This window comes from Candidatus Coatesbacteria bacterium, from assembly GCA_014728225.1.
GTDB lineage: Bacteria > RBG-13-66-14 > RBG-13-66-14 > RBG-13-66-14 > RBG-13-66-14 > WJLX01.
This window is the reverse complement of sequence record WJLX01000155.1, coordinates 1-12,405: the sequence shown is the minus strand read 5'-3', so window position 1 is coordinate 12,405 and position 12,405 is coordinate 1. Positions and strand designations below refer to the sequence as shown.

The following is a 12,405-nucleotide window of genomic DNA, read 5'->3' as shown; positions in this document are numbered from 1 at the left end:
GCGCGACTAAGGCCAAGGCCGAAACGAGCAACAGCATCCGTTTCATTCTCCGCCTCCTTTGAGGTCGTCTACCGTTTGAAATAAGTTGGCGCAATCACATCCATAGAGCAATAATAGTTGCAGTTGATAGTACTTGTCAAAAAAAAGACGGGCCTGGCGGCCCGTCTCGATTGTTCCAGGGCTGTGCCGCCAGCTACTCGAGGTAGATCTCGACGTCGGTGGTCTCGCCGGTCTCCTCATCAATCTGGTGCACCTCGACGATATTACCGGTGACCTCGGTCTCGACGAGCTTGATGATCTCGTCGAAGTCGATGTCCAGGGGCTTGCCGTTGACCTCGAGGTCCTTGGGGATGAACATCTTGGCGATCTTGGCCAGCCCGATGGGCAGGCGGACGTTGACGTTGGTGTTCTCGCCCTGGTGGACCTTGATGATCAGAAACTTGTTGCTGGCCAGTCCGGATTCCTCGCGCTCGGCTTTCTCGCCGGCGGCCATCAACTTCTCGGCTTCTTCGGCGGTGAGCTGACCGTTGACGACCATGTCGAGGATCTTCTTGCGCTCTTCGGCGTTCATCGTTACTCCTTGTCGCTAGAGCCCCAAGGGGCTGCGGTGGGCGGTGACGGGTTCTTCGATCAGCCAGACGTGTTCGTCGGGGTCGAGCTCCTCGGCGGGCGCCTGGATGAGGTTGATGTTGATGTTGACGATCAGGCCGGGCGCGGTGTCTGGGGATTTCACGGCTTGTTCCTCCGTCCGGGCGGCGGATTGACCGGCCGCGCCGTTTCAGGTACTCTTGAGCTGCTCGGTTTCTCCTGGTCGGGCAAGGCGTTAGAGTTCGGCCAGTTTGGCGGCGGCCTCGTCGGCGTCGATCTCGCCGGCGGCCAGTTGATCGAGGATGCCGCTGCGCTCCTCGGCGAGCTTCTTGGGATCGTAGGCCGGCATGCGGTCGGCCACCCCCAGCTCCCGGGCCAGCTCGCCCAGGCGCTTCTTGACCGTGGGGTAGCTGACGCCGAGGACCTCTTCGAGGGCCTTGATGCTGCCGCCAACGGCGACGAAGCTCTTGAGCAGCGCCCGCTTTTCCACGGACAGGCTGCAGAACTCGCAGGGGGCGAAGTCGCCGTTGAGCGTGGTGCGGCAGGATTTGCAGTGGACCTCGACGACGTTGAGTCCGTGGCCGCAGACGGGGCAGCGATGGGGCATCGGGTAGGGCATTGTCATCCTCGTTTGCATGTTTGCCGTTTGCATGTTTGCGTTGCTTGCCGGGCGGCGGGCCCTGGAGCCGAATACTGTTTCCCGCCCTCAGTTCGTCAACAGTATAGCCGGGCACCTTGAGATTGTCAAGTGAAAGATTAAATAAATTAACCTCGCGTTAGGGATTATATAACATGAGTTTCGGTCGCTTGATCGTCGCCACCCGCAACCCCGCCAAGCTGCGTGAGTTGCGCGAGCTGCTCGAACCGCGGGGCCTCGAGCTTCTGGGACTGAACGAGTTGGACCCCGACGGCGCCCTGCGCATCGTCGAGAACGGCCGCACCTTCCGCGACAACGCCCTGATCAAGGCCCGCGCCGTGGCCGGGGCCTTCGGCGTGCCCGGACTGGGCGAGGACTCCGGCCTCAGCGTGGCCGCCCTGGGCGGGGCGCCCGGGGTGCTCAGCGCCCGTTACCACGGCTTGACCGACGCCGAATTGCGCCGCGTCCACCCGGGCTATCCCGGCGGGCGACGGCTGCGCGTTCCCGGCGCCGAGGCCGACGCGCTCAACAACACCCGCCTGCTGGCCGAGCTCGAGGGGGTCGCCGACCGCCGGGCCCACTACACCTGCGCCCTGGCCCTGGTCGACGCCGCAGGCGGTATCCTCTTCAGCACCCGGGGCGAGGTTCAGGGCCTGATCGGCGACCGGCGGCGGGGCGACGGCGGCTTCGGCTACGATCCCCTGTTCCATCCCGCGGGCGACGAGCGCACCTTCGCCCAGTACCGACCCGAGGAGAAACACGCCGTCAGCCACCGCGGCCGCGCCCTGGCCCGGCTGACGACCTACCTGCGCGAGGTGGCCCCATGAGACGCCTGCCGATGATCGCCCTTGTGTCCCTCGTCCTCTTCGGCGGCTGCCGCTACACCTTCACCCCCAACCTGCCGCCGGGGATCGAGTCCGTCGCCGTCCCCGTTTTCGAGAACCAGACCTTCACCTACGGCATCGAGCAGACCCTCACCGAGGAGGTCATCGAGGAGCTGCTGACCAACTCCCCGTTGACCGTCAGGGACCGCGACCGCGCCGACGCCCTCCTCCTGGTCAGCATCACCCGCTACGTCACCCGGGCCAAGACCTACGACGTCGAGGAGGACGTCAAGGAGCGCGAGCTGACCGTCGAGGTCGAGCTGACCTTCCGCGACCTGGCCAGCAAACGCGACCTGTTCCACGTGCCCACCCTGCGCGAGAAGGTCGACTACTACGATATCGACGTCGCCGGGATGGAGGCCGAGACCGAGGAGCAGGCCTACGAGCGCCTCGTCGAACTCCTCGCCGAGCGGATCGTCAACCGCATCATCGAGGGGTATTGAATCGGCGGCCGTTACCGATTGACCCTTGACGAACGACGAGGCCCCGGCTTCCGCCGGGGCCTCGGTCCAGCGGATTTTTCCGCCGGGCTCGCGACAAGCTGCGTCACTCGTAATCACCGGTAACGAAGAAGGGGCCGACCTGGAATGCCCGCCCCCGTCAGTCCACCGTTCGCTCAGCCTAGGGCTCCAGGCGTTTGATCGTCCGCGGGAAGGGGATCACCTCGCGGATGTGGCGCACGCCGCCCAGCCACTGGACGAAACGCTCCAGCCCCAGGCCGTAGCCGCCGTGGGGCACGCTGCCGTAGCGCCGCACGTCCAGGTACCACTGGAAGTCGACCCGGTCGAGGCCGTGGTCGTCGATCCGCTCGAGCAGCAGCTCGGGATCGTGGATGCGGATGCTGCCGCCGATCAGCTCGCCGTAGCCGCCGCTGGTGATCAGGTCGTCGCACTGAACGTAGCGCTCGTCATTAAAGTCCGGCTCCATGTAGAAGGCCTTGGCCTGCGCCGGCCAACGCTCGACGAAGACCGGCACCGTTAGACCCTCGACCAGGGCGGACTCGTGGGGCGCGCCGAAGTCCTCCCCCCACTCCAGCGGTTCGCCCCGGCGCTCCAGCTCCGCCAGCGCCTCGTCGTAGGTCAGGCGAAGGAAGTCCGTGTCGCGGGCCTGCTCCAGCCGGTCGACGACCTCGTCAGCGGACTCCTCGTCCTCGGCGAAGTCCAGGCCGCGCTTGTCGTGAATCTCGCTGATCAGCGCCGTGTCGTCCTCCAGCACCCGGCCCACGACGTACTTGACCATCGCCTCCTGGAGGTCCATATTGCCCCGCTGGGTCAGGAAGGCCACCTCGGGCTCCAGCATCCAGAACTCGGTCAGGTGCTTGCGGGTGAAGGACTTCTCCGCCCGGAAGGTCGGACCGAAGCAGTAGACCTTGCGCAGGGCCTGACAGGCCGGCTCGACGTAGAGCTGGCCGGACTGGGACAGGTAGGCCGGCCGGTCGAAGTAGTCGACCTCGAACAGGGTGCTGGTGCCCTCGCAGGCGTTGGCCGTCAGAATCGGCGAATCGATCAGGGTGAAACCACGCTCGTCGAAGAAGCTGCGCAGGTAGAAGATCGTCCGGTCGCGCAGACGCAGGATGGCCCGCTGACGCGGAGTGCGCAGCCAAAGATGACGATGGTTCAAGAGGAAATCCGCTCCGTGGGGCTCCTCGCCCTTGCCCCGGGGCTGGAGCGGGTAGTCCGGAGGGCTCGCCCCCACCAGGCGGAAACCGCTGACCACCAGCTCGTGGCCCGTCGGAGCGCGCTCGTCGGCCTTGACCAACCCCTCGACCTCGCAGGAGCACTCCAGCGTCGCGGCGGCGGCGGCGGCGAAGCCCGCCTCGCCGAGCTCGTTCTTCGCCACCACCCCCTGGATGGTGCCGGTGCCGTCGCGCAACTGCAGGAACAGCAGTTTCTTCGAGCTCTGCCGCTTGTTGTGGACCCAACCCTTGACGGTCACGGTCCGGCCCACGTGCGCGGCGATATCGCTGAGCAGGACTTCCACGTCGCCTCCTTTCCACGTTCGCTCGGGTCGTTTATGGTTAATCCGGGTAACAATCGGCCCCCGACGTGCGGGGACCCTGGATTATAGTGGGCGCCCGGGACGGGGTCAAGGGAGGCGCCGGCGCGCGTTCTTGCACCGAGTCGTATCTGCCCGGTCGGCAGATACGACTCGGCCCGCAAGAACCGTGACGGCGCCGGGCGGCTTATATTAACGAGCCCTAGGCCTCCTCGACACGCTCGACGTCGGCGCCCAGGGCGCGCAGCTTCTCCTCCATCTTCTCGTAGCCCCGGTCGAGGTGGTAGACGCGGTGGACGTGGGTTTCGCCCTCGGCGGCCAGCCCGGCCAGCACCAGGGCGGCCGAGGCCCGCAGGTCCGTGGCCATCACATGGGCCCCCTGGAGACCCGCCGTGCCGTGGACCACGGCGGTGGCGGTGTCCCGGCTGATGGCGGCGCCCAGCCTGACCAGCTCCGGGACGTGCATGAAGCGGTCCGGATAGATGGTCTCGGTGAAGACGCTGATCCCCGGCGCCAGGCAGCACATCGCCAGCAACTGGGCCTGCATGTCCGTGGGGAACTCCGGCCAGGGGCCGGTGCGCACCTCGACGGGGAACAGGCCGTCGGTGCCGTCGACCTCGACGACGCCGGGTCCGCCCGGACTGAAACCCAGCCCGGCCCGTTCCAGCACGCTGGTGATCGGCCCCATCATCGCCAGGGGGCAGTTGTTCATCCTGAAGCGGGAATGGGTCATCCCCGCGGCGACCATGTAGGTCCCGGCCTCGACGGCGTCGCTCATCACCGCGTACTCGACGCCGTGGAGAGCCTCGACACCTTCGATGACCAGGGTCGGGCTGCCGATGCCCCCGATACGCGCCCCCATGGCGTTGAGCAGGTTGCAGAGGTCGGCGGTCTCCGGCTCCCGGGCGGCGCCCTCGATGACCGTGGTGCCCGCGGCGGTGACGGCGGCCATCAGCACGTTGGCCGTGGCGCCGCGGGAGGGGCCGTTGGCGCCCAGCAGGTTGATCCGCGCCCCGCGCAGCCTGTCGGCCTCGGCGACGATGTAGCCGTGCTCGATCTCCACCGTGGCGCCCAGGGCCTCCAGCCCCTTGAGATGCAGGTCCACCGGCCGGGTACCGATGGCGCAGCCGCCCGGCAGGGAGACCCGGGCCCGCCCCAGGCGGCCCACCAGCGGTCCCAGGACGTTGACGCTGGCCCGCATCTTGCGCACCAGCTCGTAGGGCGCCGTCTCCTTCAGCTTCCCCGAACCGTCGAGGGCCACCCGGTGATCGTCCAGCCAGCGTGATTCCACCCCCAGTACCCGCAGCACCTCGAGCATGGTGAAGACATCGCGCAGCCGGGGGATGTTGCCGAGGACCAGCTCGCCCTCGACGGCCAGGATCGCCGCCGCGTACATCGGCAGCGAGGCGTTCTTCGAGCCGGAGACGGTCAATTCGCCGGCGAGTTTCTTGCCGCCGTGGATGACGAATGTGTCCATGTTCTGCTCCGTCCCTTCGTTGAGTCGCAACTCACCGTTTGTCGCTTTACGATACCACCCCGGAGGCGGCGGGGTAAAGGGCCCTTGTCGCCACCGCGCAGTTCGGCTACAATACTAACGGTGTACCCAAGTCAGCCGCTTGCGCCGTTCCCAGACACCGAGGCTGCATGCCCCGTCCCTGGCCCAGCATAAGCCCTCACCCGCGCCGACGGTACGATTACAAGGTGCTGTTCCTGTCGCACCGTAACGTGGCCCGCGGCCAACTGGCCGAGGCCCTGCTGCGTCACGAGAGCCAGGGCGCCTTCGGCGCTTTCAGCGCCGGACTCGAACCCGGTCCAGCCATCCACCCGATGACCTACGCCGTGCTGAGCGAGATCGGCGTACCCCTGGGCGATCAGCGCCCCAAGTCGACCATCGAACTGGCCGGCGAGGGCTTCGACCTGGTGATCGTCCTCGATAACGACACCTGGCGTCAATGCCCCAGCTGGGCGGGTACGACGACCATCCTCTGGTCCTACGCCGATCCGGCAGCCGCGCCCGAGGCGCACGGCGAGCGGTTGAAGATCTTCCGCCGCCTGCGGGACAACCTCAGGCGGCGCTTCAACCGTCTGGCGGCGGCGCCGCTCGAGCGCATCGGCCACGTCGCCGTCGGCCTGGCGGGCTTCCGGGGCTGACGGGCGCCCGCCGGTTCCGGCTGACTTCTTTGAATGCCCCGCTAGGGCGAGTTCCGGCGCGGGTCGCCGCGAATTGTGGTTGGGGACGCTTCGGTGACGGCGTAACGTAGGCGGGGGCAAAGCCCCCGCCTACGTGGGTTGATATGCTTCGCTCGCGCATTGGCTATGGAGCACAGGCTCCCGAAATCTGTACATGCCGGCCCGCGGCCGGCATTTTTTTCCCTGTAGGGTGGACCCTGGGTCAGTTCAGATAATCGGACAGGACAACGGGGTCGAAGCGCGGCACCCGGCGCGCCGGAGGGAGGGAGTCGAGGAAGACGCGGCCGTAGCGTTTGGTCAGCACCCGGCTGTCCAGGACGGCGACCACGCCGCGGTCGTCGCGGCCCCGGATCAGGCGGCCGAAACCCTGGCGCAGGCGCAGGGCGGCCACGGGGACGGAATAGGCCATGAAGGGGTTGATCCCGCGCTCCTCGAGGCGGGCGCCCCGGGCGCGGATGACGGGGTCCGTCGGCACGGCGAAGGGCAGCTTGGCGATGACCAGCAGGCGGAGCTGGTCGCCGGGGAGATCGACGCCCTCCCAGAAGGTGGCCGTGGCTAACAGTACACCGCGCCGGGCCCGCTTGAAGCTGCGCAGCAGTTGGCTGCGGTCGGTGTCGCCCTGGGCGAAGAGCCGATAACCCAGGGGTTCGAGTTCCCCGGCGGTCAGCTCGTTGAAGCGTCGCAGGGCGCGGTAGCTTGTGCAGAGGATCAGGCTGCCGCCCCGCTCGACGAGCTTGACCAGGCGGATGATCTCGGCGGCGGCGGCGGGGTAGTAGTCGTCGTGGCGGGGGTCGGGCAGCCGGGGCAGGTAGAGGGCGGTCTGGGCGGCGTAGTCGAAGCCGCCGGGCAGGCCCAGTTCGGCGCCCGGGGGGAAGCCCAGCCGGGAGCGGACGTAGTCGAAGCGGCCGTCGACGGTCAGGGTGGCGCTGGTGGCCGTCACGCCGCCGGCCAGGGGCCAGAGCAGCTCGCCGAGGAGGGGGCCGACCTCGACGGGGGCGGCGTGGAGCTCCGGCGGGGCGGCGGGTTCGGGCCGCTGGGCCCAGTAGACGAAATCCTCCAGCTCGCGCTCCTCGAGGGCCTCGAGATCGGCGGCGAAGTCGCGCAGGCGGCCGACGGCGCCGCTGATCTCGGCGGCGTCCTCCTCGTCGACGCCGGCGGCGCTCTCCTTGAGCCAATCGGCCAGCGCCGCCAACTGCAGGGTCAGGGTGTTCTCACCGCGAAAGCGATCCTCGATGACGGTGCGCTCGCCGCGGCGGGGGAGCTGCTCGTCGAGGTCGGCGAAGTGCCGCTCCCCGGCGGAGTTCAGATCGCTGAGCCGCCGCAGCAGCTCACCCTCCTCCAGCACCTTGGTCTGCACCACGGCGGCCAGCAGACCGCGTTTGCGCCGCTGGGAGTAGAGGTCGCGCCGCAGGGCCCGCAGCCGGCCCAGGGAGACCATCCGCCCCAGGGCGCTGGTGGCCGAATCCTCCAGCCGGTGGGCCTCGTCGATGATCAGGTGCTCGTAATCGGGCAGGACCTGGGTCTCCTTGGCCCGCATCACCGCGTCGGTCAGCAGCAGGGCGTGGTTGGTGACGATCAGGGCCGCGCCCTGGGCCCGGCGCCGGGCCCGCTGGTAGAAACAGTCGCCGTGGAAGTGGCAGGCCGAGCGAGCGCAGGTGTCCGGCGAGCTGGCCACGGACAGCCATTCGGCCAGCGGCAGCCTGAAGGGCACCTCGGCCCGGTCGCCGCGTCGGGCGTTCTTGGCCAGCTCGAACAGCTTGCGCTGGCGCTCGGCGGCCCCCCGGCCGGCGATCAGCCCCAGCAGTTGCTGTCGGTGGAGTTTGCGCTGACAGAGGTAGTTGGTCCGCCCCTGGAGCAGGGCCGTCGGCTTGTCCGTGCCCAGGGCGTCCCGGGCCAGGGGAACGTCGACGGACATCAACTGCTGCTGCAGGGCGATGGTGTGGGTGGCGACGACGACTTTGGCCTTGGTGCCGCCGAGCTCGAGAGCGGGGATCAGATAGGCCAGGCTCTTGCCCGTGCCGGTGCCGGCCTCGACGAGGAGGCCGCCGCCGTCGCGCAATCCCTGATAGACGGCTTCGGCCATCGCGGCCTGGGCGGGGCGGGGCTCGTAGTTCTTCAATAGACCGGCCAGGGGACCGGCCGGTCCGAAGAGCTGTCGCAGTTCGGCGGGCATCAGTCGTTCTCCCCCGCTTCCTCGAAGGGGTTCTCCAGCTCGTTCAGCCCGCGGCGGTACTCCCGGACGGCCTCGAGCCGGTTGGTCAGTTCGCGGTTGACGCGGCGGTAGGCCGCGGCCTCGGGGACGCGGGCGGCCAGGGCCGAGCTGTAGCGTCCGGCCAGCTCGTGCCAGGCCAACCCGGCGGTGCGGCGCTCGATCTCGTAGTCCTCGAACTGGGCCGCCAGCTCCGCGGTCAGCCCGACGCTGCGCAGCCTCTCCAGGCGCTGCTGCGGGGTAACCAGGGCCACGGTCAGCAGGTCCACCCGGTACCGACCGTCGACGGGCCGGGGCCGCGGCGGCTCGTCGAGGAGTTTCTCGGCCTCCAGCAGCAGGGCCGCCCGAAACTCGTCGGCCCGCCGGCCCTCGGTCTCGAGGACCGCCCGGGCCTCCGGCGAGTCCGGCACCACCCGGCGGGCGGCCAGCAGCAGCTCCCGGGGCAGCTCCTCCAGGCGCTCGCGCAACTGGTTCTGGGCCAGGGTCAGTTTCTCCAGCAGGATCGGGTAGGCCGCCTCCTCGACCCGCAAAACCAGGTTGACCTCGTTGAAGGTTTCGGCGTAGGCCAGGCAGCGCAAAGCGGCGTCGCCCTCAGCGGGCCGACAGGCGCAGAACGCGGCCAACAGCGTCAGCAACAGAAGGGCTGTCGAGCGTTTCAGTCCCACCTGGTGAGTATATAACAGCGCCGGCGGCGATTACAGCCGCCGGCTGGTATAATCGACCTGACAGCGTTCGCCGGCTGGGCCGCGACCCCACCCGGCCTCGACCGGCCACGAAAGGAGCCGACGATGCGGATCGCCCTGTTGGGCTGCGGTATGATGGCGCGGACCATCGCCCGAGACTGCCTGGACGACGACGGGCTGCTCGAGCTACGCCTGGCGGACAACGACGGCGATCGTCTGACCGGACTGGCGGCCCGGCTGGACGACGCCCGGGTCGTCGGGCGACGCCTCGACGCGACAGACGAGTACACCGTGATTGAATGGCTGAGCGACGTCGACGTCCTCGTTTCGGCTTCCAGTTACCGCTTGAACCTGAGTTTGGCGCGCTGCGCCGTGGCGGCGGGCTGTCACTTCGTCGATCTGGGCGGCAACAACGACGTCGTCGCCGCCGAGCTCGCGCTGGACGAGGAAGCCCGCCGGGCCGGGGTGGTCGTGCTGCCGGACATGGGCCTGGCGCCGGGGCTGGTCAACGTCCTGACCCGGCGGGCCGAGGAACTCCTCGGGGGGCTCGACGAGGCCCGGTTGCGCGTCGGCGGCCTGCCGCGGGAACCGCGGGGCGAGTGGCGCTACGAGATCGTCTTCTCCGCCGAGGGGCTGGTCAACGAGTATCGGGAGCCCTGCCGGGTGCTGCGCGGCGGACGGCCGACGACGGTCCCGGCCCTGAGCGAGATCGAGCAGCTGGAGCACCCGGTCCTGGGCGCCCTGGAGGCCTTCCACACCTCGGGTGGGGCCTCGACGCTGCCGCAGACCTACGCCGGTCGGGCGGACCTCGTCGAGTACAAGACCCTGCGGTATCCGGGGCACGCCCGCCTGGTGCGGGCCCTGTTCGAGCTGGGGCTCGACGACGACGAACCCCGGGAAGTCGACGGCGCGAGGCTGCGACCCCGCCGGCTGCTGGAGCGCCAACTCGAAACCCGGCTGGCCGGGACGGGCCGCGACCTGGTCGTCCTGCTGGCCGACTTCCGCGGACCCGGGGGCCGGCTGCGCGCCGAGCTGCTGGACTACGCCGACGAGGAGGCGGGGCTGACGGCGATGATGCGCTGCACGGGGTTCCCGGTGGCCGTGGCGGCCCGGTTGCTGGCCGCGGGACGGCGGGAGCGCACCGGCGCCCTGCCGCCGGAGCACGCCCTGCCCGCCGCCGAGTTCCTCGCCGCCCTGACCGAGCGCGGTCTGGAGCTGAACTGGCGCCGGTGGTGAAGTCGGTGTCGGACCGGCAACTGAATTGACAGGCTTCTTGCTCTATAATGGGTTCGCGCGGGCCCCGCCCACCGACGGAGCGCCCGCGCCGCTACGGGTGGAAAAAAGACCCCGCCGTTCAACCCCGATCCGCCCCCCCCGTTTAGCGGGAAACCGGGCACCCGGCGGCTATTCCGGGTAGTCCGACTGCTCCCGGCGCCCCCGACCGGGCCGTTGCGCTCGAGGGTCGTGCCGGATTAGTTGGGCACGGGCCTTGACATGCCGGAACTTATCCTTATATTAGACTCTGCATACGACGCCGCCGTCCAAAGGCGACAGCCTCAAGCCGACATCCGGGAGCGCTCATGAAAAAAACGTTGCCGCTGCTTCTCCTCGCCGCCCTGGCCGCCCTGGCCGCCCCCGCGCTGACCGTGCACGCCGGGGAAACCACGGCCGACGCCGCCTTCGATCCGGCCCTCGCCAGCGGCTCCGGTGCCGGCTACTACTTCTTCGACACCAACGAGCTGGTGGATCCGCCCTTCCGCTACTGGTGGTTGCGCCAGATGGGCCAGCAGAATTGGGTCGGCGACAACGAGTACTGGACCACCACCCTGCCCTTCGACGTCCGCTTCTGCGGCGTCGATTACCCGACGGGCAGCACCCTCTACGTCGGTTCGAACGGGATCATCGGCTTCGCCGAGGAGGCGATGGACGACCCCCTCAACCAGCAGATCCCGGATCCGCAGCCGCCCAACGCCCTGATGGCCATCTGGTGGGACGACCTGCGCGTGCCCCATATGTTCGTCGACCAGGCGGAGAAAGACGGCGTTCAGTACCTGGCGATCACCTACCGTCCGGCCTACTTCGCCGACGGCTCCGAGGCCGAGGTGATCAAGTTCCAGCTGCAGATCTACGCATCCGAAGGCGCGGGCTTCAACAATCGCATCGAGATGCACTACAGCAGCGTCTTCGGCGACAGTTGGCGCGACTACGGCGCCAGCGCCACCGTGGGTCTGGAGAACGCCGACGGCTCGGAAGCCGCCCTCTACCTCTACGAAGAGCCCAATCTCGAGCAGTATCTCGGCGTGCGCTTCATCGATCAGCTCCAGGTGGACAGCCAGATCGGGCCCTTCAACCTCCTGACCCCCCAGGACGACGTCGAGGTCGGCGTCGGCGTCCCGGTTTCCTTCAGCTGGGAAGAGCCCCTCTACAACGGCTCGGGGGAGCTGAGCTACGATCTGTTGCTGGCAGACAATCCCGAGCTGACCGGGGCCCGCGAACTCGATGTCGGTGACGCCACCTCCTACGAAATCGTCTTCGGCACCTTCGACGCCGGCTCGTGGTACTGGAACGTCCGGGCCGAGGAATCGCTGGTCGGCAACACCCGGCTGGCCGAGAACACCTACGGCTTCGAGGTCGTCTTGCCCTCCGACGAGCAACCCCCCGTCGTCGCCGGTCAGGTGCCGGCAAACGGCGCCGCGGGCGTGCCGGCCAACACCACCATCGTCTTCCACTGCTACGACGAGACCGGAGTCGATCCGTCGACAATCGACTTCACCGTGGAGAGCGACGGCGGCGGCATCACCCCGAACGCCGCACCGCCGGCCAACCTGGGTCTGCGACCCGCGGCGACGGCCGCCGTTCCCGGCGAACTGCTCATTGACGACTCCAACCCCAAGGACGTCGTCTGCACCTTCACCCCGGCGGACGAATTACCCCCGGCCATGATCACCTGCACCCTGGCCGCCGGACTGGCCGATACACTGGGCAACGCCACCGCCGCGCCGCTGAGCTGGAACTTCAGCACCCAGGGCTTCTCGACGGTCGCCGACAGCTGGGGCGCCATCAAGGCGCTGGATTAGCCGGCGGAAGGTCAAGCTCACAAGATTTGGAAAACGGGTCGGTGCGCTCCGACCCGTTTTCATTCTTAACGACGGCGAAGGATGATCGGCAATCGGCTGGGGAGCACGGGCTCTCCAGCCTGCGTCCGCCGGCCCCCGGCCG

At 68.5% G+C, this 12,405-nt stretch carries 12 protein-coding genes; 5 read left to right on the top strand and 7 right to left on the bottom strand.

What is annotated here, in order from left to right; translation table 11 throughout:
- Positions 1-193: 193 nt before the first annotated feature.
- The 3 genes from GF399_11175 to GF399_11165 all read right to left on the bottom strand — a co-directional run bounded on the left by GF399_11175 (position 194) and on the right by GF399_11165 (position 1,240).
- Positions 194-571 (bottom strand): hypothetical protein, encoded by a 378-nt coding sequence (locus tag GF399_11175; protein MBD3400874.1) that lies wholly within the window; start codon positions 569-571, stop codon positions 194-196.
- A 15-nt stretch (positions 572-586) separates the two neighbouring features.
- A complete protein-coding gene (locus GF399_11170; protein MBD3400873.1) occupies positions 587-733 on the bottom strand; it encodes a hypothetical protein in 147 nt (48 codons plus the stop codon).
- Between the two features lie 90 nt (positions 734-823).
- On the bottom strand, positions 824-1,240 hold the full coding sequence (locus GF399_11165; protein MBD3400872.1) for a DUF2089 family protein: 417 nt from the start codon (positions 1,238-1,240) through the stop codon (positions 824-826).
- Positions 1,241-1,380: 140 nt separating this feature from the next.
- On the opposite strand from GF399_11165, the gene rdgB reads away from it, so the two are divergent.
- Together rdgB and GF399_11155 are read left to right on the top strand one after the other, a co-directional pair.
- Positions 1,381-2,052, top strand: a complete 672-nt coding sequence (gene rdgB / locus GF399_11160) for an RdgB/HAM1 family non-canonical purine NTP pyrophosphatase (GenBank protein ID MBD3400871.1) — start codon at positions 1,381-1,383, stop codon at positions 2,050-2,052.
- Entirely contained in the window at positions 2,049-2,552 is a 504-nt protein-coding gene (locus GF399_11155; protein ID MBD3400870.1) for a hypothetical protein, read from the top strand. Before rdgB ends, GF399_11155 begins: the two co-directional genes overlap by 4 nt.
- A gap of 178 nt (positions 2,553-2,730) precedes the next feature.
- Here the strand turns inward: GF399_11155 and asnS are convergent, their stop codons facing one another.
- Positions 2,731-4,089, bottom strand: coding sequence for an asparagine--tRNA ligase (gene asnS / locus GF399_11150; GenBank protein ID MBD3400869.1), 1,359 nt, complete (start codon positions 4,087-4,089; stop codon positions 2,731-2,733).
- Positions 4,090-4,306: 217 nt separating this feature from the next.
- Positions 4,307-5,581 (bottom strand): UDP-N-acetylglucosamine 1-carboxyvinyltransferase, encoded by a 1,275-nt coding sequence (murA, locus tag GF399_11145; protein MBD3400868.1) that lies wholly within the window; start codon positions 5,579-5,581, stop codon positions 4,307-4,309.
- Between the two features lie 167 nt (positions 5,582-5,748).
- On the opposite strand from murA, the gene GF399_11140 reads away from it, so the two are divergent.
- A complete protein-coding gene (locus GF399_11140) occupies positions 5,749-6,255 on the top strand; it encodes an arsenate reductase ArsC (GenBank protein ID MBD3400867.1) in 507 nt (168 codons plus the stop codon).
- 241 nt (positions 6,256-6,496) lie between these two features.
- Here the strand turns inward: GF399_11140 and GF399_11135 are convergent, their stop codons facing one another.
- Both GF399_11135 and GF399_11130 read right to left on the bottom strand, forming a co-directional pair.
- Positions 6,497-8,467 carry a DEAD/DEAH box helicase gene (locus tag GF399_11135; GenBank protein MBD3400866.1) on the bottom strand — a complete coding sequence of 657 codons (1,971 nt, stop codon included), beginning with the start codon at positions 8,465-8,467 and terminating at the stop codon, positions 6,497-6,499.
- Positions 8,467-9,138 (bottom strand): hypothetical protein, encoded by a 672-nt coding sequence (locus tag GF399_11130; GenBank protein ID MBD3400865.1) that lies wholly within the window; start codon positions 9,136-9,138, stop codon positions 8,467-8,469. Before GF399_11130 ends, GF399_11135 begins: the two co-directional genes overlap by 1 nt.
- Before the next feature lie 153 nt (positions 9,139-9,291).
- On the opposite strand from GF399_11130, the gene GF399_11125 reads away from it, so the two are divergent.
- Both GF399_11125 and GF399_11120 read left to right on the top strand, forming a co-directional pair.
- Positions 9,292-10,422 (top strand): hypothetical protein, encoded by a 1,131-nt coding sequence (locus tag GF399_11125; GenBank protein MBD3400864.1) that lies wholly within the window; start codon positions 9,292-9,294, stop codon positions 10,420-10,422.
- Positions 10,423-10,766: 344 nt separating this feature from the next.
- Positions 10,767-12,263, top strand: a complete 1,497-nt coding sequence (locus GF399_11120; GenBank protein MBD3400863.1) for a hypothetical protein — start codon at positions 10,767-10,769, stop codon at positions 12,261-12,263.
- Positions 12,264-12,405 lie beyond the last annotated feature (142 nt).